Annotated in this window: 27 protein-coding genes and 1 pseudogene; 9 read left to right on the plus strand and 19 right to left on the minus strand. The window is 27.1% G+C overall.

Translation table 11 applies throughout. The features are described from left to right. Nucleotides 1-12: 12 nt before the first annotated feature. The 19 genes and pseudogenes from CPEL_RS08515 to CPEL_RS08595 all read right to left on the minus strand — a co-directional run bounded on the left by CPEL_RS08515 (nt 13) and on the right by CPEL_RS08595 (nt 17,711). A complete protein-coding gene (locus tag CPEL_RS08515; RefSeq protein ID WP_044599622.1) occupies nt 13-2,043 on the minus strand; it encodes a DNA topoisomerase 3 in 2,031 nt (676 codons plus the stop codon). A gap of 53 nt (nt 2,044-2,096) precedes the next feature. Further along, nucleotides 2,097-2,765 (minus strand): hypothetical protein, encoded by a 669-nt coding sequence (locus CPEL_RS08520; protein WP_044599623.1) that lies wholly within the window; start codon nt 2,763-2,765, stop codon nt 2,097-2,099. Nucleotides 2,766-2,850: 85 nt separating this feature from the next. Next, nucleotides 2,851-3,720 (minus strand): hypothetical protein, encoded by an 870-nt coding sequence (locus tag CPEL_RS08525; protein WP_044599624.1) that lies wholly within the window; start codon nt 3,718-3,720, stop codon nt 2,851-2,853. Further along, the gene (locus tag CPEL_RS08530) at nt 3,713-4,396 is read right to left on the minus strand and encodes a TrbM/KikA/MpfK family conjugal transfer protein (RefSeq protein WP_044599625.1); all 684 of its coding nucleotides are present in this window, start codon (nt 4,394-4,396) and stop codon (nt 3,713-3,715) included. The genes CPEL_RS08525 and CPEL_RS08530 overlap by 8 nt, the downstream gene beginning before the upstream one ends. Further along, the gene (locus tag CPEL_RS09655; protein ID WP_256378939.1) at nt 4,393-4,524 is read right to left on the minus strand and encodes a hypothetical protein; all 132 of its coding nucleotides are present in this window, start codon (nt 4,522-4,524) and stop codon (nt 4,393-4,395) included. Before CPEL_RS09655 ends, CPEL_RS08530 begins: the two co-directional genes overlap by 4 nt. After that, the gene (locus tag CPEL_RS08535; protein WP_044599626.1) at nt 4,517-4,954 is read right to left on the minus strand and encodes a cag pathogenicity island Cag12 family protein; all 438 of its coding nucleotides are present in this window, start codon (nt 4,952-4,954) and stop codon (nt 4,517-4,519) included. Before CPEL_RS08535 ends, CPEL_RS09655 begins: the two co-directional genes overlap by 8 nt. Beyond that, entirely contained in the window at nt 4,938-6,734 is a 1,797-nt protein-coding gene (locus CPEL_RS08540; protein WP_044599627.1) for a conjugal transfer protein TraG/VirD4, read from the minus strand. The genes CPEL_RS08535 and CPEL_RS08540 overlap by 17 nt, the downstream gene beginning before the upstream one ends. Then, the gene (locus tag CPEL_RS08545) at nt 6,724-7,305 is read right to left on the minus strand and encodes a hypothetical protein (protein ID WP_044599628.1); all 582 of its coding nucleotides are present in this window, start codon (nt 7,303-7,305) and stop codon (nt 6,724-6,726) included. Before CPEL_RS08545 ends, CPEL_RS08540 begins: the two co-directional genes overlap by 11 nt. After that, a complete protein-coding gene (virB11, locus tag CPEL_RS08550) occupies nt 7,295-8,296 on the minus strand; it encodes a P-type DNA transfer ATPase VirB11 (protein ID WP_044599629.1) in 1,002 nt (333 codons plus the stop codon). Before virB11 ends, CPEL_RS08545 begins: the two co-directional genes overlap by 11 nt. Continuing rightward, nucleotides 8,296-9,474: a type IV secretion system protein VirB10 gene (gene virB10, locus CPEL_RS08555; protein WP_044599630.1), complete on the minus strand. Its 1,179-nt coding sequence runs from the start codon at nt 9,472-9,474 to the stop codon at nt 8,296-8,298. The genes virB11 and virB10 overlap by 1 nt, the downstream gene beginning before the upstream one ends. Continuing rightward, nucleotides 9,471-10,406: a P-type conjugative transfer protein VirB9 gene (virB9, locus tag CPEL_RS08560; RefSeq protein WP_012662266.1), complete on the minus strand. Its 936-nt coding sequence runs from the start codon at nt 10,404-10,406 to the stop codon at nt 9,471-9,473. The genes virB10 and virB9 overlap by 4 nt, the downstream gene beginning before the upstream one ends. Beyond that, a complete protein-coding gene (locus tag CPEL_RS08565; protein ID WP_084083595.1) occupies nt 10,403-11,071 on the minus strand; it encodes a VirB8 family type IV secretion system protein in 669 nt (222 codons plus the stop codon). The genes virB9 and CPEL_RS08565 overlap by 4 nt, the downstream gene beginning before the upstream one ends. A gap of 230 nt (nt 11,072-11,301) precedes the next feature. Further along, nucleotides 11,302-11,763 carry a hypothetical protein gene (locus tag CPEL_RS08570; protein WP_012662264.1) on the minus strand — a complete coding sequence of 154 codons (462 nt, stop codon included), beginning with the start codon at nt 11,761-11,763 and terminating at the stop codon, nt 11,302-11,304. Then, complete coding sequence (locus CPEL_RS08575; protein WP_044599631.1) at nt 11,753-12,763, minus strand: conjugal transfer protein TrbL/VirB6; 1,011 nt, start codon at nt 12,761-12,763, stop codon at nt 11,753-11,755. Before CPEL_RS08575 ends, CPEL_RS08570 begins: the two co-directional genes overlap by 11 nt. Before the next feature lie 93 nt (nt 12,764-12,856). Then, nucleotides 12,857-12,982 (minus strand): annotated as a pseudogene (locus CPEL_RS09845) (type IV secretion system protein); the annotation flags it as partial. A 73-nt stretch (nt 12,983-13,055) separates the two neighbouring features. Continuing rightward, on the minus strand, nt 13,056-13,640 hold the full coding sequence (locus CPEL_RS08580) for a Rha family transcriptional regulator (protein ID WP_044599632.1): 585 nt from the start codon (nt 13,638-13,640) through the stop codon (nt 13,056-13,058). Nucleotides 13,641-13,653: 13 nt separating this feature from the next. Then, complete coding sequence (locus tag CPEL_RS08585) at nt 13,654-14,673, minus strand: type IV secretion system protein (RefSeq protein WP_084083596.1); 1,020 nt, start codon at nt 14,671-14,673, stop codon at nt 13,654-13,656. Beyond that, nucleotides 14,670-17,444, minus strand: a complete 2,775-nt coding sequence (locus CPEL_RS08590) for a VirB4 family type IV secretion/conjugal transfer ATPase (protein WP_044599633.1) — start codon at nt 17,442-17,444, stop codon at nt 14,670-14,672. Before CPEL_RS08590 ends, CPEL_RS08585 begins: the two co-directional genes overlap by 4 nt. A gap of 6 nt (nt 17,445-17,450) precedes the next feature. Beyond that, on the minus strand, nt 17,451-17,711 hold the full coding sequence (locus tag CPEL_RS08595; protein ID WP_044599634.1) for an attachment mediating protein TraC/VirB2: 261 nt from the start codon (nt 17,709-17,711) through the stop codon (nt 17,451-17,453). A gap of 262 nt (nt 17,712-17,973) precedes the next feature. On the opposite strand from CPEL_RS08595, the gene CPEL_RS08600 reads away from it, so the two are divergent. From CPEL_RS08600 to CPEL_RS08640, 9 genes are all read left to right on the plus strand, one after another. After that, nucleotides 17,974-18,168: a hypothetical protein gene (locus CPEL_RS08600; protein ID WP_041570416.1), complete on the plus strand. Its 195-nt coding sequence runs from the start codon at nt 17,974-17,976 to the stop codon at nt 18,166-18,168. Then, nucleotides 18,165-18,500 (plus strand): hypothetical protein, encoded by a 336-nt coding sequence (locus CPEL_RS08605; RefSeq protein WP_044599635.1) that lies wholly within the window; start codon nt 18,165-18,167, stop codon nt 18,498-18,500. The genes CPEL_RS08600 and CPEL_RS08605 overlap by 4 nt, the downstream gene beginning before the upstream one ends. Nucleotides 18,501-18,520: 20 nt before the next feature. After that, nucleotides 18,521-18,763 carry a hypothetical protein gene (locus CPEL_RS08610; protein WP_044599643.1) on the plus strand — a complete coding sequence of 81 codons (243 nt, stop codon included), beginning with the start codon at nt 18,521-18,523 and terminating at the stop codon, nt 18,761-18,763. Next, entirely contained in the window at nt 18,760-19,209 is a 450-nt protein-coding gene (locus CPEL_RS09055; protein ID WP_084083597.1) for a YopX family protein, read from the plus strand. The genes CPEL_RS08610 and CPEL_RS09055 overlap by 4 nt, the downstream gene beginning before the upstream one ends. Before the next feature lie 42 nt (nt 19,210-19,251). Further along, a complete protein-coding gene (locus CPEL_RS08620) occupies nt 19,252-19,707 on the plus strand; it encodes a hypothetical protein (RefSeq protein WP_044599636.1) in 456 nt (151 codons plus the stop codon). 42 nt (nt 19,708-19,749) lie between these two features. Then, on the plus strand, nt 19,750-20,166 hold the full coding sequence (locus tag CPEL_RS08625) for a hypothetical protein (RefSeq protein WP_044599637.1): 417 nt from the start codon (nt 19,750-19,752) through the stop codon (nt 20,164-20,166). Between the two features lie 161 nt (nt 20,167-20,327). Further along, the gene (locus tag CPEL_RS08630) at nt 20,328-20,996 is read left to right on the plus strand and encodes a plasmid partitioning protein (protein WP_044599638.1); all 669 of its coding nucleotides are present in this window, start codon (nt 20,328-20,330) and stop codon (nt 20,994-20,996) included. A 4-nt stretch (nt 20,997-21,000) separates the two neighbouring features. After that, nucleotides 21,001-21,225 (plus strand): hypothetical protein, encoded by a 225-nt coding sequence (locus CPEL_RS08635; protein WP_044599639.1) that lies wholly within the window; start codon nt 21,001-21,003, stop codon nt 21,223-21,225. A 121-nt stretch (nt 21,226-21,346) separates the two neighbouring features. Then, nucleotides 21,347-21,949 carry a site-specific recombinase/resolvase gene (locus CPEL_RS08640; RefSeq protein ID WP_012662252.1) on the plus strand — a complete coding sequence of 201 codons (603 nt, stop codon included), beginning with the start codon at nt 21,347-21,349 and terminating at the stop codon, nt 21,947-21,949. The last annotated feature ends 187 nt before the right edge of the window (nt 21,950-22,136 follow it).

Consider the following 22,136-nt stretch of genomic DNA (forward strand, 5'->3'; position numbering starts at 1 on the left):
TTTTTCATCTCCTTATTTTAATTTTGGCTTATTTTTTTCATCAAAACACATAAACTTACAACCATTTTTATACTCACTACATCCCCACCAATAAGTCCCTTTTGTATTTTTTCTTCTTATTAAATAACCATTTTTACATTCAGGGCAACTATATTGTTTTTCTTTTGATAATTGTGAGAATTGATTCATACTCCCATTTTCTTTTATTTTCAAAATTTCACTATTAACCTCCTTTAATATATTTTGTAAGAAATCTTCTTTTTTTATTGTGCCTTGTTCAATCATTTTTTGTTGTTCAAACCATAAAGCAGTCATATCAGGATATTTAAGAGTTTCAGGTGCTAAAGATATTAAGAGTCTTCCTTTTTTAGTAGATTTAACAACTTGTTTTTTATCTTTACTTACCTCAATATATCCTTGCTCAATTAAATTTTTAATATGAGTTGATCTAGTAGCAGGTGTTCCAATACCTCCATTTTCGCCTTTTTTGTCTTTATCTTTTTCAATTAGTAATTTTTTTATTTTTTCATCTTTCACATATTTAGCAACACTATTTAAATCCTTTAATAAAGAATCCATCGTGTAATAAGGACGCGGTTTTGTTTGCTTTTTCTCTATTTCAATATCTTTAATTTTGCAAACACTATTATTCTCTATTAGTGAAATGTCCAAATGATTATTAGTATCTTCATTGTCTTTTTCATCACTTTGCTTGAAAAATTTTCTAAAACCCTCGCTAATATTTTTACTTTGAGAAGTGCCAAATACACTCTTATCATAAGTTTGTATCTCAAGATTTGTAACTTCATATTCTCTTGGTTTAAAAAACTGAATCACAAATCTTTTTGCTATTAAAATATAGATATTCTTTTCTTCTTCTTTTAAAAGCCCACAATCAAAATTGTTTTGAGTTGGTATTATTCCATAGTGAGCGGAAATATTTTTATCATTAAAAGCTTTGCTTTTAATGCTTAAATCACTCTTTTCAAGCAATAAACTTAAATCACTATCATTATTTTTTATATTTGATTTAATAGAATTTAAAATATTTGGAGCTTGTTCAAACATTGTTTCAGGTAAATATTGACAATCTGATCTATTGTAAGTTATGGCTTTATATTTTTCTCTTAAATTTTGAGTGATTTCTAATGTTTTATCAGGTGAATAACCATATAATTTAGCACACTCTGCTTGCAAAATTAAAAGACTATAAGGCAAAGGGGGATATTCTTTCTTTTTTTCTTTAAAAACACTAATTAACCCCGTTTTATTAATGTTGTTTTCTTTTATTTGTTTAGCAATATTTTCATCGATAATCTTTTCTTCTGTTTTTAATCTTGCATTAAATATTTTTCCATTTATTTCAAATTTTCCTAGCAATGAATAATAATCCATGCTTTTAAAATTTTCATATTCATTATCTCTTGCTGTTATAAGCCCTAAAATCGGAGTTTGAACTCTTCCTAAAGTAAGAACTTCTCTAAAACCACTTTTTTGCTGTGCTACACTTGTATAAGCTCTTGTAAGATTAATACCTACAATCCAATCAGCTTGACTTCTTGCAAATCCTCTTTCACTCATTCCTTTAAATTGAGAATTCGGCTTCATTTTAGAAATTTCAACTTTAACTGCTTTTGGAGTTAAATCATTAATTAAAACTCTAAAAACAGGTTTTTTTGTTTTTGAATACTGAATAATTTCATCAATAAGAATTTGACCCTCATCATCTGCATCACCGCAATGAACAATACTATCTACTTGATCATTTTTAATCAATTTGCAGATAATTTCTAATTGTTTTTTGCTATTATTTATAGGAATATATTTAAATTCTTTAATGTCCAAAGGCAAATCATTTAAATTCCACAACTTCCATTTTTCATTATAAAATTCAGGTGTCGCTAATCTCAATATATGACCAAAAGCCCAAGTAATTAAATTATCGCCTTTTTGAATATAACCTTCAAATTTCTTAACATTACCATCTAAGCCTTCTGCAATTGCTCTACCAAGTTCAGGTTTTTCCGCTATAAACAATCTCATCTTTTACCTTTTATCTTTATTTGTTTTACACCCTTGTAATAAGGGTGTAAAATTTATCTTTCGATATCTTTTTCCTTATTTGGAACTTGAGTTTCTTGCTCTATTGTTTGTTCTTTAGAAAAACCATCTTGTTGTTTTGCTTTTTGCTCTTTCATTTCGGCTTCATTTTTTATTTCAAAACCACTACTTCGAACAACAGCTAAATAGCCATCCCCTTTTTCAAGCTTAGTTTTTTCTAAAGCAAATTTAATATCATCATTTGAAAGTTTAATGTTTGTGTCAAGATAAAAACTTTTGCTACCATCTTTATTTTGAAATTCACTAATTCCAATTCCTTCAATTAAAGCTTTTCCAGCCTCTCTTTTATCATTAATTGTGTGATAAAATCTTTTAGTCTCTTCACTCCAGTTATTATTAATAAAGATATGATTATCTCTATTTTTTCTTTCAACCGCATCTGTTGGAACTAAAACAATATTATGAGATTCCTTGTCTCTATTTACGAAATAATTTTTCCATTCATTATTTACTTTAAAAGAAGCTGTTACAGCACCTTTATCCATACCAGCAACTTTTCCAGCCTCTTCTATCACATCAACTAAAGCAGTAGCGACTTGTCTTTGCTTAATCTCACCTGTTTGAGTGTCTTTATAGTTTAATGCATTATTTACATCAACCATAAGTCTTGGATTATTTCCATTTGATAACTTTACAAATGCCATTTTTTTCTCCTTAATAAAATTTTTTTATGTTTTGTTTTTTGGTTTTTAGTTTTGGAATTTAAAAAAAATATATATAATTACATGTTCATTCACCTCCTTGTAGTGTGATATGAATGCCATTCTCATCTTTATTAAGAATGGTTTTGTTTTTTGGGAAGCTCAAAGTTAAGCTTTTGTCTTTATTTTCTTTTATAATGATAGAGCTTAACTTTTGGGCGTTTTGGGTTATTTTTTTATAATCTTCGTATTTTAAGTATACGATGAAAGAAAAAACTCCAAAAGAAAACCCAAATAAAACAAAAAACATCAATGAAATAATCATAGTTTGTTTGATATTTTTAGTTAGCTTCGAAAAAATTTTAGAAAAATCTAAAATTGCATTTTTTTCTTTTTCTAAAAAAACTTTTAAAGTTTGATCATATGTTTGCAAGCTATCACTTAATCTAGCTTCAGTTTTTGACCTAAAATCCTTTAAATCATCATTACTTACTTTTAAAGCACTATTTAATGATTCAAGAAATGTATTATCAAAATTAACTAAAGAATTATCAAGTGCAGTTTTTAGTTCCATTGCTTTTTGACTAAATTCTTCTATTTCTAATTTTGAAAAAGATGAATTCAAACTATCAAGCTCTGTTTTAATCAAAAGTGTTTTATTGATTATTTCCAATTCTTCTTGACTTGGAGGATTTTTAAAATATGAAATTAGAGAATCAATATTTATTTTAAGTTTATAAAAATTTTGCTCTAAATCTTTAAAAATTCCTTCTTTGGTATTCTCATCAAGAACATTATTTAAGCCTATATTGATAGTATTATTAATGATTTCTAATATTTTTATCTGCTCATCAATAATTTCTTGATAGTTGCAAATTTTTATTTCATCAAATAAAGAACTACTTGTATCTTCTTGTTCTATTTGCTCATCAAAAAGATTTTGATTTTCTTCAGTCATTTTTTATCCAGCATTTTTTATTAATAAAGATTTTTTTATAAAAAACCCATTTCCATCGAAAATTTATTTTTTTACGATATTTTTCTCTTAAATTATTAGGAAGCAAGTTGTATTCTTGTTCGGAAATTTCTTTTAATTTATAGCCTCTATGCCAAGCTTCTTCTTCAATGTATTCTTTAGGACAAATATATTCAAAACCTTGATAATCTGTATATGAAGATGATTGTAGTAAATAACAAGATTGTGTTAATTCTGGATTAATTCTATATCCATAAACAGGTTTTAATTCACAAGGATCTCCCACGCCTCCACATACTCTTTCGTATCCTATAATAGTAGATTGAACTCTTTTGTTTAATTCGTATAAATTACATTCACCATCTAAATGAACTAAAATATCATTCTTATATTTAAGCATTTCAGTATCACTATTATCCACAGGACATAAATTCAAAAAATCCTTTCTTGCCTGTATGGTTTTCCAAGGCTTTTTAAACTTGATTGCAAAATATCTTGCAATTGCACTTGCACATTCAGGTGGTTTAATAGGCGAAGCTAAACAAAGCATAGCTTCACAAGCATATCTAGTATCCCCACTTAAATAATCCAATTTTATAGCTTTTAAATTTGAGAACATAAACATAGCTAAAATTATTGATATCAATTTTATTTTCATTTTTTATTCTCCTTTTTTTTAATTTTTTTGGCTTCTTGTATCATTTTCTTTTCTACAATTTCATCTTGATTAATGGTTTTAATCACGGTTGGTTTAATCTCATTATTATCAAATAAAGAATTACTCATTTATCTCTCCATCTTTTGCATGAAAAAAAAGCATATTGATAGTATTTTTATCTCCCTTAATAATGCTTATAGGCTGTAAGATCATTTCTGCTTCAACACCATTTTTTTTAAAATACTCTTCATATTCTTGAATGATATTTTTTTCGCCTATTAAGATAATTCTTTTTGCATTATGAGCCAAAAGAAAAGTTTTTACTATTTGTTCATTAGTGAGCAAGCCTTCTTTATTTTTTGTAAGCTCTATTTGATAAATCCAGTCCATATTGCTTAACTTTGAATCTTTAGGAACAAATCTATATTTTTCCTCCAATAAAGAATTATTCAAGGTTAGCTTTGAACCGCCTTCAAGTTTTTTAGGTTTTGGTGCAGAACTTGCACATCCTATAAAAATTACACTTGTTAATAAAAGCAAACTAAGCGTTTTTTTCATTATTTTCTCCTGTTGTTGGTATTTGTATGCGACACTCTCCTCTTTGAAAAGCTCCTTTTAAGATATGTTCTTTAGGTATGCCTTTAATTTTTGCCAAAGTTGGAGAGACTTGTTTAAACTTATCAATAAAATATGGATCGTTATAATAAAAAGCTTTTTTACATAAAATAGGCTTTCCATTATCTATAGTAATAAGCTCATCTTCAAAAGACATTTCTCGAAGTTCTTGTGGAAGCATTAATGCCCTACTTGCTTCACTATAACTTGTAGATCCACCACTTGCCCCTACACTTCTTGATCTTGTTTTAAATGTAGTATTACCAAGTATTCTACTAATCTCCTCTGCATCTTCTTGCTCTCTTGGGGTATAAAAAATTTGACAAGCATGGTTAGTCAAAAGAGTTTTTGCTCCATCATCCCCATATCCATCAGGAGCAGGTGCTTTAAGTTGAGATTTTGATTGATAAATCATCAAAGAACGCATTAAATAACCTGCCATAAAACTTACTGCCGAAAGATATATAGGAATTTTTCTAGGTGCTGTAAATTCATCCATAAGCATTAAACAAGTATATTTAATTTGTGGATTTTGTTCAGGAAGTTCTTTTGTATTCAAAAGAATTAACTGCGACCAAAAAATATTCAATATAAATTTTGCATTAGTTAATTGATCAGGGGTTATACCTATATAAATAGTCATTTTCTTTTTGCGTAAATCTCTCAAATCAAAATCACTAGTTTGAGTAGAAAGTTTTAACACTTCTGCTTCAAAAGGAGTTAAAGGCTCGTTAAAAGAAGACATAACTCCTGATTTTGTATTATCACTTGAAATACTAAAATAAGTTTCTAACCTTCTTTTTGTGATATCTGAAAGCAGATCATCACAATTTGATAAGTACTTATAAGTATTATCAAATCCATTTATTTTTTTACCCTCATATTCAAAAGTAAAACCTTTTGAAAGTTGTAATATTCCAAAAAAACTAAATTCTGTTTTTAAGTTAAATGTTTCTAAAAAAAGTTTCCCATCTTCTTTTAAATTTAAATCTTTCCACAAATAACAAAGTCCTATAAATAGGTTTTGTGCAAGACCATTAAAGAATTGAGTTGTAGAATCTCCTTCTTTTGGATAAATGATATTTGCTAAATCCATTAACTGACTATCACAATTATCACTATCACTCATATCAATATAAGTTAAAGGGTTGTAACGATGAGTTCTTTTTGAAAATGGATTAAAAAGAAAAACATCTTGACCCAAAACTTCTTTTCTATATTTACTTGTAAAATCAAAACATTCTTGTTTTATATCCTGAACAACAGCACTCTCTTTCCAGTCCATTAAATTTGGTATTACAATACCAACCCCTTTACCACTTCTTGTTGGAGCTCCCAAAGCCACAAACTGAGGACCTTTAAATCTTAAAAATTTTCCCTTATATTTTCCGATGATTATTCCATTGTCTGAAAATAATTTCATTTTTTTAATTTCTGCTAAATTTGCAAATCTTGCCTCGCCAAATTGAGTTTTTTTGCTTTTAGCTATTAATGCTAAAAGCATTAAAACAATAACACTAAAACCAAACATACCAAAGAAAGAAATATAAGCTTTTGGGTAAGCATTTATTAATGCCTCAAAAGTGAATTTAAGATTGTAAAATCCAAGAATTCTTTTTAAGCTTACATCATTAAGATAAAACATCACAAAAGGGCTTAAAAAATAAGCTATTAATAGTGAAAAAATACTTATAAAAACAAGCATTACAATCTTATCTTTCATTTTCTATTCCTTTTATTTTTGTAGAAAAGCTTTCTAATTTTTGTTTAAAATAATCAGAATTTTTTTCTTGTTTTAAAGATTTTTCTTCATAATAAGCTTTAACTTTTGGATTTTTAAATTCCATTCTCTTATTAAGATTTCTATCAGAATAAAAAGTTATAATAATTTCATCAGAGGGGGATAGTGGCGGAATGAGACCCTCCCCTTTGATCTTATCAGTAGCAACCCTAAAACGAACACCTTCTTTATTTTCCCATTCATATACTTTACCATCTTTGTTTTGATCTTCAAGGAATGGTTCTTTAAAGACTTTCAAATATTCTCTTATAGAGTTACCAAGATTTAAAAGCTCTTCAATCTTTATTTCTCCTTCGCTTTCTTTTGCTAAATGTAATTTGATATGTTCAGCACCTCTTCCTTTGTCTCTTTTTGTGTTATGCCAACCCTTAACATAATGGACAACATAATCAATGATTGCCTCTTCAATAATCTCTAATTCTGTATTAATTGGAGTTGAGTTTTTATCGTTAAAACTCACATTATAAATTCCTCTTTTTTCTTTATTTGCCATTCTTCATCTCTTTAAAATATATTTGACTAATATGTCTTTTTCCATTATGAGCTCTAATATGGACAACTACATCAATAAGATTTTTAAGCATATCTTGTATTTTTTCAAAAGGTATTTTTTGACCTTGAGTATTTTGTAAAGTCATCAAAGCCAAACGCTCGAATGTTTCAGAAGTGCTTCCTGCATGGCAACTTGTAATGCTACCACCATGCCCACTAGAAAGAACATTGATAAAATCATAAGTTTCAGCACCTCTAAGCTCTGCCAATAAGATTCTATCAGGCTTCATTCTAAGACACGATTTTAAAAGAGTTGCAGAATTTAAAAAATCTTCATTTTTAGCTTCACTAGGATAAAAAAGTTGTACAAAATTTTTATGCTCATAAAATTTTATTTCTTCAACATCTTCTATAGTTATAATTCTTTGTTCTTTGGGAATAAAATCAATTAAAGTTTTCATAAAAGTTGTTTTACCGCTTCCTGTACCTCCTGCTATAATGATATTTTTTTCATACTCTACTGCTTTACAAATAAAATCTTTAAAATTTTTAGCCTCATAAAGCTTTTTCAACTCCTCATCCAAAGGATTTGTTATAAAATGAACAGTTTTTATTTCTTCAAAAAGACCACTTTTAACATGATCTTGTATTAAAAATCTTTTCTCGCTTGGTTTTCTAATTGTAATTGAAATATGCTCTTTTTTAGTCGCTGGCGGAATTACTACCTGAACCCTTTCACCTCCATGTAATATACAAGAAAGGATAGGGCGTGATTCATCTATCTTATCTTCTTTAAAAGAAGCTAAAGAAGTAGCAAACGACTTAGAAGCTTCATAATCTAACTTACTTGTTTCTTCTTGCCATTTTCCATCATTAGTTTGTATGAAAATATTTTCTTTGCCGTTGTAGCATATTTCAGTTACGCTGGAATTAGCCAAATGTTTTCCAAAAAAATCATTAGCTAATTTTTCTAGGGTTCTTGAATTACTCATTAAAAAAAGCCCTTTCTTTTTAATTGATAAACCTTAGAAAAATCAATATCTTTATTAACATATACACCTACTAAATCACCGTGATTTTTGTAAAGAGTTGGTTGGATATTAATCATTTTTTCTAAAGCAGTATTAGCTATTTCACGAGAAGTTTCTCTTGAATTTTCCGTATAATCAACGCTATTTTCTTTTTTATTAATAACTTGATTAGCTAAAATATTTAAAGAATCATCAATTATTGATAATAAAATAGCTGAACCAAAGCGTTTCATATAATGATGATCTACCCATCCTTGTATTCCACTTGCTCCAAGCTCATCAGTTGCACCTGAATAAACTGGTATAATAATATTATTAGGCGTTCTTATTTCTTGCCAAATAACAAAAAGCCTATCCATACCATCATTTAATTGTCCTGAACTAAAACTTCCTGTAATGGTGCTTCCTTTTTCAATTAAAAGAACATTGCCATTTGAAGAATAAACATCATTTGAAACAATACAAGCAATACCCCCTTTAATAGTGCTAACTAAACGAGTTTTTAAAGAACAACCTATATAAGTTCCTTTAGATAATAATAAATTTGGATCAAACTGACTAACACTAGCACTAGTTGGGGTAAAAACATCGCCGATAAAATCATTTGATCCATTAGATAATAAAGCATTATCTCCTTGCATAGGTTTAGAATTAAAAATATTATTTGAGCTTTCTTGTGTATTGTTTTCTTGTGCATTAAAAGCCCCACCATCACTACTACTACTTACCACAACTAACCCTGCACCTTTTACTATTCTTGGTTGTAAAGGTTTTGAGACAAGCTCGAAAGGATTTTCTTTTGGAGTTACTTCAACGGGTTTTTCCTGTTCTCTTTCTTTCAATACTTCTTCAAAACTCTTTGTTTCTTCTTTAACAGGTTCTTCTTTTTGAGGTAAAATAAAATCTTTTAATTTCACACTACTAGCAATGTCTTTATTAACTTCTTTTGCTTGTGTATTTGCAGTATCATCACTACTACCAATAAAAGATTTTGCAAAGATATATGCAAAAATCAATAATATAAATACACAAGCAATAAAGAATACATAGATTTGAATTTTTTTAACATTAACGCTTTGTGCTTGCAACTCACTTTGTAAATCCATATCTTTTAATTCTTGTTTTTCTTGATTACTCATTGCTCATTTCCTAATAAAGATTGTTCTAGTAAAAGTGTTTTACTTGGATCATTTATCACTCTTTGTATATTTTCATTAGAGGTTTCTCTAGTTTTATCTAAAGGATTTTTTCCATAGCCATTATTAAAAATTCCAACAACCTTATCTCCACTTCTTAGTAGAATTTGTTTTGCAATTTTTTGAACTACTAAAACATCATATTTTCCATCTTTTTTAATGTGAGTATTTAAGATCATTTCTTTGCCGTTTTCATATAAAAATACACTCGGAAATGTTTTTGTGTTATCAAAACCTAAGTAAGTAAAAACACCATCATCATAAGCATAATTTGGTGCTATATCTTCACTTCCTTTATTCGCTTTCATTAAAAAATCCCAGTTTCTAGGAACTATATTTTTATCAAGCTCTTCTCTTACAATTTTCTTTTCTAGCTCTTTTTTTATTTTATTCTCTTGCTTTAAGATTTTATCAGCGTGGCTAAAAGACAATTTATAAGTTGCTTGCTTACTATCATTAGTTAGCAATAAATCAAAAATATAAGTTTTTAAATTAGTGGTAACAATTAAATTTGTTTTCCAGTCTTTTGGATTTGGATCAACAATCATCTCTTTTTGCTGACCTTGATTATAAGGATCATTTTCTACAAAAAGTCTAGTTTTATAAGCTTTTGGTTTAATAAATAAAAGATTTTTTTTCTCTATTAAATCCCAACCTTCAGAAAATCCTGTAGCGGTATTTATAATGACTTCTTCATCGCTAAATTCAATCATACTTACAAAACCATTTCTAGCTACCATTTTAAAAACATCTTTAGAGTTATACTCAGCATGTGCTACGCGTTGATCGTATTCTGATTTTTGCGGTTCATTTAATGCAAAAACAGGTAAAGCCAAAAATGAAAAAGAAAGGGCTAGGCTAATATTTTTTATCATCTTATTTCCTCATCAACTCTATAGTTAGTAACCTTAAAGCCAAGAGGGTTTAAAATTCTATTTTCTTCACTTGTTTTTGCAAGTAAAAAATCATACGCCAAAGTTATAACTTTGGTTGATTGCTGTGTGCTTTTTGTTACAGAATCTTTTTTAGTAATTAATGCTCTTATAGTAGAGGTTTTTACTCCATTGCTATTTCCAAGAACAATACTTAAAATCTTAACGCTTACTTCAACATTATCTTTATAAATTTGATCTAAAGCATTATCGCCAGCATAGATAGCTCTATACTCATTTGCAACATTTTCATCACTCATTAATTGAGTAAGAACATAATCTTGATTTAAAAACTTATAATAATAACCTTCTCTAGCTTTTATATATTGAGAGATAAAGTATTTGTCTAAAGCTTCAATAGAGCTAATTTGCTCTTCTTGTAAGCTAGTAATAATATCCACCATACCAGTAGTATTATCTACTTTAATCACATAAGGTTCAGTAGTTTTTAATGGTGTTAAGAAAATTACAGCAATTACAGCAATAATTGATATTGCCATACTTATAAATGCAACTAACCAAGCTCTTTGATTTGATTTTTCAATCAAATATCTTACACTTGCTTCAAAATTCAAAGCATTAGAATTAATTTCATTTTGGTTTTTCAATTTTATGTTTAAAAGAAGTTAGTATAATTAAAAAGGGTGGAATGCCAAAGGGTGCCACCTTTGACATTCAATTTACCGCCCAGAAGGGAGGTGAGTCGAATGACTAAAATTATCCTAGTAATTATATTAGTTATGCTTTGCTTTGTCAAGGCATACTAATCTCCCTGCAATTATAGCAGGGTTTAGGATAATCCCTTTGGCTTTATACTAACTTTCTTTATCTCCTTTCTTTAAAATTTGTTTTCTAAAACTTCAGTTTCAATTATTTGCACATCTTTTTCTTTGAAAAAAAGATTTTGTTTTAAAACTTTTACAAAAACATCTCCTTGCTCCGTATGGTAAGTGATAGAATAATCAAACTCGCCAGCTTCAACCATCTTATCTTCATGATAAGAATTAGAATCATTTACAGCCTTTTTTAAAATCACATAAGACATACTCGGATAATTTAAAATAATTCTCTTTTTCTTTTTAATGTTTTCAAAGCTTTTAATGGAAGTTTCTTTTTCTTCTTTCTTTTCAAACACAGGAACAATTTCCATTTTTAAAAACTTTTCTTGATCTTTAATATCATTTACAGCAACCCAACCACTTTTATCATCAAACAAATAGTTATAATTAGTATTGTTTTTAATAGAACAAGCACTAAAAAAGATTGCACAAAATGCAAATAAAATTACCTTATGCTTCATTTCTCATCCTTTGTAATATGCTCTTTCCTAAAGACATAGCATTAGCACCTGCAACAGAAGCACCTGATTTCATCATAGAATAAGCACCTTCTGCCATTTTAGAGCCTCCTTTTTGAGCATGCCCAAATAATTTTCCAAGAGTTTTTCCAGCTGCAGAACTTATAGGATTGCTTACCCTTGAAAACACACTTTGCATAGCAGAATCTAAAGCAACGCTTCCTACTTTTTCAGCAAAAACCTTTGCTACAAAAACCATAGCAACTAATAAAACAGAGGAAAAAATCATTGATATTCCTATGAAAAATGAGTCAGCATCTGCATTCATATATTGATCTTGAGAATACCTAGCAAAACGATATATTTCTTTTGCAAAAACTTTAAAAAATAAGCTCATAAAAAGAACTAATAAGGTATTAGAAATAAGCAATGCAAGCCATTGAGTAAAAACATTTTTAGTGCTTTTATATAAAAGACAATAAAACATTAAAGGTGCAGCAATCACTAATATAGTTTGAGTAAAAGCAGTAGCATTTATTACCACTAAAGCAGGTAACACAGCTATACCAAAACCTGTATAAATCATAACTATACTAAATGCAGCAACTATAATGCTAAATCCACTAGCCTTAGCCCATATACTATCAGCTAAATTTCTAACTTCATTAAAAATAATATCAATTTGCTTATACATACTAAGGCTTCCACCAGCCCACTCATGAAAGCCATCCATAGCATTAATGACTAAAGTAAGCCATCCGCCGATATTTAAAGCAAAAGTGATGATCATAGCCTTAGCAGCTAAATCCCACATTACTTCTTTAGTAGGACTTTGAGAACGACCAAATAAGATTTCATAACCCTTATACATAATAGTAATTACAAGGGTAATAGAAAAAAGCACAGCAAGTTGAGTCATTTTTTCACTCAGTGCTGCATTTCTTACTACTTCTAAAATCACATGAGTAGCATTACCAAGCTCTGTAAAGAAATTACCTTGCATGGTAAGCCTTAAAAGAAAATACAAGATTAAACATTATTGTGTTTTAAGAAGTTTAAGAAGACTAAGGTATAATACCCCGAAGGGTTAGCCGTAGGCTGCAACCCTATGGCTAAATTTAACCCTAGAAAGTAGGTGATTAAATTGAGTTATAACAAACTTATAATTGTAATTATACTCCTTTGTATAGTTACAGTCAAGGCTTATTAGCCTTGCCCCTATTTTAGGGGTATAAGTTTACCCTACGGCCTTTCTTAAACTTTCTTTATCTCCTTTCTTTAAAATTTGTTTTTATTTAAATTAATTTGGTTTTAAAATTAAGTTTTTGTAAAACTTGTGTTTTTCCATTTTTAAATTTTTCTACTATTTCATATTCTATTAGTTCTATAAATTTAGAATTTTGTTTTTGTTCTATTTCCTTTATAGCGTTTGCTATCTTTTCCTTATAAGGTGTATCAGGAAGATCATAATGTTTTAGTTGTTTTATTTTTTCTATTTCTTTGTTTTTAATGATTTGTTCCATTTGATTAAAAGCATTGATAAAAGCTATTTTAAATTGTAAAGCTTTTTTACCTGTAAAACCCATAGCTAAAAGCGTGAATGCATCACGAGTTAGATTATAACAACGATCTTTTCTTGTTTTTCCTTTAACCTTACCAAAACCCCTAATTTCAGTATTTCTATAGGTCTCCTCAAAATTGAGGAGACCTTGAGAAGCTCCTATTTCTCGCAATTCATTTAAAATGAGTTTAATATCTGCTAATACATTATCATGTCTTTTCCCAAACACTTTAGCTATATCTAAACTTGTGCAAAAAATTTGCTCATCTTTGTTTTCAAAGATGACATCTATATTGTTAATATTAATAACACTACTCATTTTTCACTCCTATTTAGTCAAATAAAGCATCAGCTTCTTTATCATATTTTTTTCTAAGCTCGCCATAATCCAAAGGCTCTTTCCCCATTGATTCTGCAAACAGCTGTGCTGCTTGATCTTGTCTTATTCTTCTTTGATTTTCATAATGCATATTAGAAATTTCAAGATTAGTTTTAATGATTTCTAGTTTGGTTTTTTCTACATTAATCGCATTGTTAATGTCATTAGTTTCTTTAATATCTTTTGATTCTATAAGTCTTTGGTGTAGTTTCTCTAAAGACTTTGCTACGGTATTAACTTGGATAGAAGCTTGATTATAATGCTCCACTTGAGCTGCATAAGTAATCATATCCATTCTACATATTCTTTTTCGCTCTTCACTCAAATAACTAGCATTGCAACGATCAAAAAGAGTGAATTTTCTAAATGTTTCTTTGCTTTTATCGCTTAAAAAGCCTTGTGGATCTTGCAATACATCATCATAAAAAGATTGTATGTTTTGTCCAGCTTCAGCAAAATCTAAATAAATTTGTTTTGTGTCTCTCATAAAAGACACTGAATCTCTTGCACCTGTTTTAGACATAAGTTCATTTTGATAAGCTTGAATTTGTTGTTGATAGTGTTTAACCGTATCTTGCCATCTTGTAGCTTGTTTAGTCCATTCTGCAATTTCTTTTGCATTTTGGGTTGCCATTTGTGAATTTGCAGTCGCATCAACTACAGGAATACCAGCACTAAAAGCTAAATTTGCAATACATAATGATGAAATTATGGAAAATAAAAATTTATTTTGTTTTTGGATATAATTATTTTTGGGGTTTGCCACAGGGCGGCAACCCTGTGGCTTAATCTTAACTCCAGAAAGGAGATATTTTAAGATGAAGTTCACACGCTTTATCTTAGTAGCAATTATACTACTAAGTTTAATAGTAGTCAAGGCTTTTTGAGTCTTACCCTGTCTTTTGACAGGGCTATTTAAGATAAAGCACCCCTGTGGCTTTTTGGTTTGATTTTTACTTAAACTTAATCTCATTGTTCTTCCTTATAAAATGTTTTAAGTTCATTGATTTTTTCTTCCAAAGTTTTGTTTTTTTGATTAAAGATATTTTCTATTTTTTCTATATAGCTTGTGCCTGTAGATAAAATTTTTAGGTTTTCTTTGCCTAAAGATGAAAGATCCAAAGAACAAACAACTGCTTCATCTTGTCTTTTAACAAGGAATTGTCGTTTATGTGGGGCAAAGTTTTTAACTATTAAAAATTCATCTTTACTAAGACCTAGTCTTAAATACTCATCTTCTTTTGCTAAAGGGTTTGGTAAAAATATTTTTGTAGCAGATTGCTCAACTAAAGTATTTGCTATCTTTAGTTTTAAAAAGTCCTCTATACTTTGTGTAGCAAGTCTTAAAAAGCCATTTTGTTTTCTTATGGTTTTAAACTTGTTTTTTACTTCTTCTGCCACAATATCATTTTCTAACCACTTCCAAGCTTCATCAATATCTATACAAAGTCTTCTTCCATCTGCTAAATTCATAACACGCCAAAGAATAAAATAAGAGATTAATGCTGAAACATCTTTTTCATCTAAAAATTCAGTTCCATCAATACCAAATAAATTAATATCATCAGGAAAATCTAGGTTGTCATATTCATTATCAAACACCCAGCCAAATTGTTTTCCTTTTTGGAATAAAGACAATCTACTTTTTAAAGAGTTATTGTCATTAAAATCATCTGTAATATTTTCAAGAAGTAAAGAAATAGGATATTTTCTTTCAGAAATTTCAAATTGAAACATTAGAGTATTTACAGCTTCATTGATTTGTTTTTCTTCTTTTGTATTAAGAATTTCGCCATTGCGTGTTACACATAGTTTTATTAGTTGTTTTAAAAATCTTAAATTTTCTTCATTAGTTTCAACCATAAAAGGATTAAACCCAGTAGGCTTACCATTTTTAATAGAAATATATCTACCGCCAGCACAAAGAATATTGCCTAAAGCACCTTTATCTTTATCTAAAAATACAGCTGTAAATTTCTTTTTATCTTCAGGTATGTTTGCAGGGAAACTATCTTTATTAGCATACTTTATCATTTGATTAATGATAAAATTCATAAACACGGTTTTACCACCACCACTTTGACCTAAAATCAAAGTATTAGCTAAATTCAAATCACCAAATTCATCTTTGTTTTTTCCATCGCTTTTGTGGAAATTTAAAAAATATGGTTGTTTGTTTGGTGTTTTTAAAATAGTTACAGCATCACCCCAGCAATTTTTTTCTTTTTTACCCATTAAGAAATTATGTAATGCAACTAAAGATGAAAAATTTAAAGATGAAATCATATGAACTCTTGGGCGTATTGCAAAATTACTTGGAAATTGTGAAAAATAAGAAGCAGGTAGTGCAATATTTGCTAATGTTGAAGTAAAGCCTAAACTATTTAATGAAGTTATTACTTTATTAGTATTTTTCTTGCATTCATCAATGCTATCACCAAAAACACAAATACTAAAATGATAATTTCCAAAACTTATAACATTACTAATTAAATCATCTAATGCTAAATTTAATTGCTCTATCTGACTTACGCCATCATCTTCACTTGAAATTAGTTGATTAATTTGTTTGTTTAATGCTGATTTTGAATCATATTTTGATAAAGGAACAAAAGTTTGAGTGATAGTATAATCTACATCAAGGTACATTAAAGAATCTAAAATACCTGAAAAAGTTTCATTAGAATAATCTTTAATTTCAATAATTCTAGCAAATCTTTTTGTATCATCATTGTAGTTTAGCTGAATCATATCGTGGTTAAATTGAATATTTTTTAAAGTTCCTGTTAGATATTGATATATCGGAGTATCACAAACTACAACAGGATTAAATTTTCCACCTATTAAATAATTATAAAATTCTAATTGCTCGGAATATTTAATATTATTCTTTTTATATACACTTAATATTTTTGGTTTAAAATCTTTAATGTTAGCTTCAAGTTTTCCTAAGTATTCTTGGAATTTAAGAACAAAATTTGAAATTTCTTTTGCTTTTGATTTGTAATTTAATTTATTGAAAGTCTTTAGATCAATATTAGATTTTAAAGGCTTATAGACCAAAGTTAAATAAAGCGAATTTTGCTGAAAACTTTTTTTATCAAAACTCTTATGGTATTTCTCATCAATTTCCTTTAAAAAAGAATTTTCAAAATGAGAATCTAAAAATTCATGTAATTTAAATCTTACATTATGAAAATAAAAAGCAATAGGTTCATTAGAAAATGACATTATCATCATATTTAAAAGATTTTTTTTAAAAATTAAATTCTCATCTGACTCACACTCAAATTCTATACCCTCAATAAAAAATGTGCTAATTAGCATATGTTCTTTTGTAATAACAATACTATCTGTAAGTAAAGAGCTATAAGGAATTAATTTCTCTAAACTTGGTTCAGCATGAAGTGGAAATATAGATAATTTTGGAAAATCATTATTAGTTGGCAATCGTTTATAGCTTACGCTATTAAAAGTTTTTGCTTTATGGTATTTTCTACTCAAAAAATTACTAATAAATTTAGTTTTTAAAAAAAACAATCTAAACATTTGCTCATCTTTCTTAGTCATTGCTTTCATAATAAAATAAGAAATAACTCCAAAAATTAAAAGAAAAAATTGTTGTGTATAAACAGCTATTAAGATAAATCCTAAAATGTTTATTATAAAAGGCACTAAAGGCACTCCAAAAAGGAGTGCAGGGCGTGTTAATCCTTTAAAGAGCGGATCAAAATAGTTATTCATAAACTTTTAACCCACCAAAAGAGCAGCCAAAGAAGAAGCAGAACCTATAACAACACCGCCAATTACCACTGGTAAAACTTCAGTCCATTGCTGTTTTAATATTGCCATTCTATAACCTGCAATACAAAAAGCTATTGTAATAGCAATAATAGAAACACCAAACAAAGCTGACTCTATATCTTGTGCCAAAGTATTGACTTTATCAATACCGCCTACAGCAAAAGCTAAATTTACAGCTAATGCTATTAATAGTATTTTTTTAAACATTTAAAGGAGTCCTTTCATTAAAAAATAACGAACGATAAATTTAGCTCTTATATTAAATATAAAGGTATTATTTAATTTTAATTTTTTATTAAAATTAAATGTGTAATAAACATTTTTTTGATTTTGGATTAAAAAGGAGTAAATTTGGCAACTAAAAAATCAGATTTGTATAAAAAAATTATAAAGGTAAGAAGTAAAATTAAACAAAACTTAAAACCTAAATCTCGATTATATTTGAATCTAAAATTTCAGAGAAGAATATATGAGTAAAAAATATCCTTATTTTCTTTCAAACAAAATTTATTTTCATCCTATGATCTTATGGACTAACATTAAATGTAAAAATTGCAATGAAAATAAATATATTGAATATACAGAAGATGAAGCATATAAAAAAGTTATCTGTCCAAAATGCAAAATGATGATTGAAGTAGAGAAAGGAAAAAGCAACAAATGAAAGAATTAGATTATTATAACTTTCTAGAAGAAGCAGATTGTCTGATGAAAAAATATAAAGAAGAACAAAAAGAACTTACAGAAGAAGTATTTTTAAATTTCTTAAAAGAAATGATAAAAAAATACAATATTACAAAAATATACGAATGTTTTAAAAATAAAAATAATTTTCTCATTACAACAAAGAATAAACAATGCTACACAATAATTGTCTTTAAAAAAGATGAAGATAAAAAAATAATTTTTTCAGGATATAGTCTTCAAACAAAAAAAGAAGGACAAGAATATTTTGAAGAAAATTTCAAAGAATATGAGAAAGTTGATTTTTTATGAAAAACATAAAAAGAGTAACTATGCTAAAAAAAGAGTTTGATGAAAAAATCAAAAGTCTAGGACTTACAAGACAAGATTTTTGCAATATAACCGGTTTAGCTTATAGTAGTGTGAGTAATTGGAATGATAATAATAAGCCCATTCCTATTTGGGTAGATAGTTGGATTGAAAATTATAAATATAAAAAATTCTATGAAATCACTAAAGAATTCTTTAGAGATGATTTTATAAAAGAATTTTGCAAAGCAAAGGAAAATAAATGAAATTGAGTGAATTTGATTTTAGGATTTGGGATAAAGATGAAAAATGTTTTTTAGATCCTTATACAAAAAGCAGAGCGATTATAAAAAATTTACCTAATGAAAAATTAGAAAGATTTGAGTTAGAACTTTTTGTAGGAATAAAAGATAAAAATGGACAAAAGATTTTTGAAGAAGATATTCTTTTATATAAAAAAAATAAGAAAAAATATATTTTTAAAGTATTTGATGGTTTAACTTATTGCAAAGAATTTTCATTTTTAAAATATAGCTTTGATGAAGAAAGTCAAACAATTATACAAACTTCTTATTCTCAAATAGAATTATCGCATAAATTAAATTGTGATTGTAAATTTTATAATAAAGCAAATGAAAAATATTTAGAAGTCATCGGCAATACTCACGAGAATGAGGAATTATTAAAAGATAAGGAATTGCTAAATTACTAAAAAGCCAAAAGAATAATTTAAATTTATGTAAAAAGGAAAAAAATGGTTGAAAAATTTAAAGCAATGAGTAAAGAAGAGTATTATGAAAAATACATAGTTGGAATTAGATTTTTATTTGGATATGAACAAGAAAATGATTATAAGACAATAAGTCTTAGGGTTTATTTGCCAAAATTTCGAGAATATGAAAATATTGTTATTTTTGAAGCAATAGAATTGTTTAAAAAAACTCAATTATTTGAAGAATTAACAAAACAAACCATTAAAATTGATTTTGAAAAGCAAGAATTTATAATATCTAAATTTTTCAAAGAAAATAATATAGAAATAATTCCTTATTTTTCACAAGGAATAGAAACGGAAAAAAAATTAAGCAAAGATGAATTTTTTGAATTTTTAAAACAAAATGAAGTTAAAGAATTAAACTATTTATGCTTTTTGTTTTTCAGCTCTTTTTGTGAAGAAGAATATGAATATTTTTGTAATATCAAAAATTAAGTTTTTAAAACAGAAAAATTAAAAAATAAGAAAAAGGGAAAAATGAAAAATATAGATAAAGATAAAATATTAGAATGTATTAAAGAAACTATGAAAGAAGATTATGAAAAAGTTTTGTGGATAATCAAAGATACTTTAAAAAATAAAAAAGGGTTTTTTGGGCTTGTATTTGAATATGAAAAAGAAATAAAAGCTGATAATGTTTTATCAGTAATTATGTTTGAAAAAACAGAAAACGAGATTAGCGTAAATTTAGCTTTTAAGAAAATCAAAGAAAATAAAAATCTTTTAAAATTAAAACCAAACGAAAAAAATAAAGCAGAAAAAATTTTAATTGCTTTATATAAAGAAAATAAAAAAGTTTTATTATCAAATTTATTTATATTGGATAAGGTAATGATGTATTACGCTCACAATAAGATGTTTGAAGAAATTAAAAAAGAACTTATTAAAATATAAACAACTTGAATCGAATTAAAAAATATGGAATATTAAAAATAAATTATATTTAATTTATATCAAATAAATATCTTTTACATTTTTTATATATATTTTTATACTATGTATTTAATATTTTTATGATATAATTATGATATATAATAAATATCATAAGGATAAGTATGATTATATCCATCTGTAATGAAAAAGGCGGAAGTGGCAAAAGCACATTAGCTGTAAATTTAGCAATTAAGGCAGCTGAGAGTAAAAAGGTTTTATTGTGTGATAGCGATCCACAAAAATCTGTTATGACTTTTGTCAATATTAGAATGGAAGAAGGTATTAATAGAACATTCTCTGTTGTATCTAAAGTTGGCGAATCTTTAAAAGATTTTATACAAAAAGAAAAAAATAAAAATGAGTATGATTTAATTATTATTGATACTGGTGGTAGAGACTCAAAAGAAATGAGAATAGCATTAGGTTTTTCAGATGTTGTAATTATTCCTACAATCCCAAGTCAATTTGATGTTAGTGTTTTAGATAAAATGTTTACAATTATTAAAATGGCAAAGGAATTAAATAGAGATCTACAAACATTTGTTTTAATCAATAAAAGCTCTCCAAATCCTTTTTTAAATAAAAAGATTGAAGATTTAAGAGCCTATATTAAAGAGCAAGAAGATGACAATATTAAACTTTTAGATAATATTATCTGTGAAAGAGAAAAATATAAAACTTGCATTCAAATGGGTTTAGGAATTAGTGAAACAGAAATTAATTCTAACAATAAAGCTTTAGAAGAATTTAATACTTTCTATAATGAATTAATAAATAAAATCAAAGGATAATAAAATGGCATTTAAAAAAAATACAAATGTGAATTTAGATAGTTTTATTGAAGGAGCTACGGGAGAAACTTCAACACAAAAAACCCCTACGCAATCTGGAAGAATCAAAAGAGATAAAAAGCTTCTTGTAGGTTTTACAAGTGAAGAATATGAAAGATTATCAAGTATGGCAGAACAAATGGGTATGGATAAAGGTGCTTTTATAAGATTTAAGGTGTTAAATAACTAAAAGATATTTTAAAAATATAATTTTGATATGTATATAATATATAAAAAATATTATATACATATTGTAATGATACATACTATTAAAAAATAATACTTCAAACAATTTTAGATATAATTACATAATGGTAATAGCATATGTAAGAATTAGTACAGCAAAACAAGACTCAGAAGTCCAAAAACTCCAAATATATGAATATTGTATAAAAAACAAAATTAATATTGATGAAGTTATGGAAGTTGAAATGAGTTCAAGAAAAAGTTTAGAAAAAAGGCGTATGAATGAATTAAAAGATAAACTCAATGAAGGTGATTTATTAATTTGCACAGAACTTTCAAGATTAGGAAGAAGTATGCTTGAAGTTATTACATTAATATTAGAACTTTCTGAAAAGGGTGTGCAATTTGTTTTTTTACGACAACCTGAATTAAGTTCATTTAACAATCCTTCTCAAAAATTACTCCTTTCTTTCTACGCTTATGTTTCAGAAACAGAGAGAGACTTTATCTCACAAAGAACAAAAGCAGGACTTGCTAATGCACGCAAAAATGGAAAAAATATAGGTCGTCCTACAAATAGTTTTAATAGTATGTATGATAAAGATGAAGATCTAATAAAAGAGCTTATATCTAAAAAAATAACCTTACGCAATATTTGGAAATTTTTAGGCGAAAAAGGAACTTACAATAACTTTCATTATTTTTGCAAAAGAAGAAAATTGACATAATATATCATACTAATTTATAAATAATATTATATGGATATGTAAAAAATATCTATATAATATTTAAATTATATGTAATTAATATATATTTAATCAAATAATGTTATACTTCTAAAATTCAATTTTAATATTCTTTGTATAAAATGTTATTTCCCAAAAACAAAACATTTTCTTAAAAGGATATTCTTAC

Origin of the sequence: Campylobacter peloridis LMG 23910 (assembly GCF_000816785.1) — a bacterium.
Taxonomy (GTDB): Bacteria; Campylobacterota; Campylobacteria; order Campylobacterales; family Campylobacteraceae; genus Campylobacter_D; species Campylobacter_D peloridis.

Bases quoted from the DNA above. Each gene is read 5' to 3' on its own strand.
- CPEL_RS08625 (WP_044599637.1), top strand. From the start codon at position 19,750: ATGAAAAATATAGATAAAGATAAAATATTAGAATGTATTAAAGAAACT.
- virB9 (WP_012662266.1), bottom strand. From the start codon at position 10,406: ATGATAAAAAATATTAGCCTAGCCCTTTCTTTTTCATTTTTGGCTTTA.
- virB11 (WP_044599629.1), bottom strand. From the start codon at position 8,296: ATGAGTAATTCAAGAACCCTAGAAAAATTAGCTAATGATTTTTTTGGA.
- CPEL_RS08620 (WP_044599636.1), top strand. From the start codon at position 19,252: ATGGTTGAAAAATTTAAAGCAATGAGTAAAGAAGAGTATTATGAAAAA.
- CPEL_RS08515 (WP_044599622.1), bottom strand. From the start codon at position 2,043: ATGAGATTGTTTATAGCGGAAAAACCTGAACTTGGTAGAGCAATTGCA.
- CPEL_RS08520 (WP_044599623.1), bottom strand. From the start codon at position 2,765: ATGGCATTTGTAAAGTTATCAAATGGAAATAATCCAAGACTTATGGTT.
- CPEL_RS08585 (WP_084083596.1), bottom strand. From the start codon at position 14,673: ATGAGATTAAGTTTAAGTAAAAATCAAACCAAAAAGCCACAGGGGTGC.
- CPEL_RS09655 (WP_256378939.1), bottom strand. From the start codon at position 4,524: ATGAGTAATTCTTTATTTGATAATAATGAGATTAAACCAACCGTGATT.
- CPEL_RS08635 (WP_044599639.1), top strand. From the start codon at position 21,001: ATGGCATTTAAAAAAAATACAAATGTGAATTTAGATAGTTTTATTGAA.
- CPEL_RS08530 (WP_044599625.1), bottom strand. From the start codon at position 4,396: ATGAAAATAAAATTGATATCAATAATTTTAGCTATGTTTATGTTCTCA.
- CPEL_RS08525 (WP_044599624.1), bottom strand. From the start codon at position 3,720: ATGACTGAAGAAAATCAAAATCTTTTTGATGAGCAAATAGAACAAGAA.
- CPEL_RS08580 (WP_044599632.1), bottom strand. From the start codon at position 13,640: ATGAGTAGTGTTATTAATATTAACAATATAGATGTCATCTTTGAAAAC.
- CPEL_RS08570 (WP_012662264.1), bottom strand. From the start codon at position 11,763: ATGAAGCATAAGGTAATTTTATTTGCATTTTGTGCAATCTTTTTTAGT.
- CPEL_RS08590 (WP_044599633.1), bottom strand. From the start codon at position 17,444: ATGAATAACTATTTTGATCCGCTCTTTAAAGGATTAACACGCCCTGCA.
- CPEL_RS08640 (WP_012662252.1), top strand. From the start codon at position 21,347: ATGGTAATAGCATATGTAAGAATTAGTACAGCAAAACAAGACTCAGAA.
- CPEL_RS08630 (WP_044599638.1), top strand. From the start codon at position 20,328: ATGATTATATCCATCTGTAATGAAAAAGGCGGAAGTGGCAAAAGCACA.
- CPEL_RS09055 (WP_084083597.1), top strand. From the start codon at position 18,760: ATGAAATTGAGTGAATTTGATTTTAGGATTTGGGATAAAGATGAAAAA.
- CPEL_RS08595 (WP_044599634.1), bottom strand. From the start codon at position 17,711: ATGTTTAAAAAAATACTATTAATAGCATTAGCTGTAAATTTAGCTTTT.
- CPEL_RS08545 (WP_044599628.1), bottom strand. From the start codon at position 7,305: ATGGCAAATAAAGAAAAAAGAGGAATTTATAATGTGAGTTTTAACGAT.
- CPEL_RS08600 (WP_041570416.1), top strand. From the start codon at position 17,974: ATGAGTAAAAAATATCCTTATTTTCTTTCAAACAAAATTTATTTTCAT.
- CPEL_RS08610 (WP_044599643.1), top strand. From the start codon at position 18,521: ATGCTAAAAAAAGAGTTTGATGAAAAAATCAAAAGTCTAGGACTTACA.
- CPEL_RS08575 (WP_044599631.1), bottom strand. From the start codon at position 12,763: ATGCAAGGTAATTTCTTTACAGAGCTTGGTAATGCTACTCATGTGATT.
- CPEL_RS08605 (WP_044599635.1), top strand. From the start codon at position 18,165: ATGAAAGAATTAGATTATTATAACTTTCTAGAAGAAGCAGATTGTCTG.
- virB10 (WP_044599630.1), bottom strand. From the start codon at position 9,474: ATGAGTAATCAAGAAAAACAAGAATTAAAAGATATGGATTTACAAAGT.
- CPEL_RS08535 (WP_044599626.1), bottom strand. From the start codon at position 4,954: ATGAAAAAAACGCTTAGTTTGCTTTTATTAACAAGTGTAATTTTTATA.
- CPEL_RS08540 (WP_044599627.1), bottom strand. From the start codon at position 6,734: ATGAAAGATAAGATTGTAATGCTTGTTTTTATAAGTATTTTTTCACTA.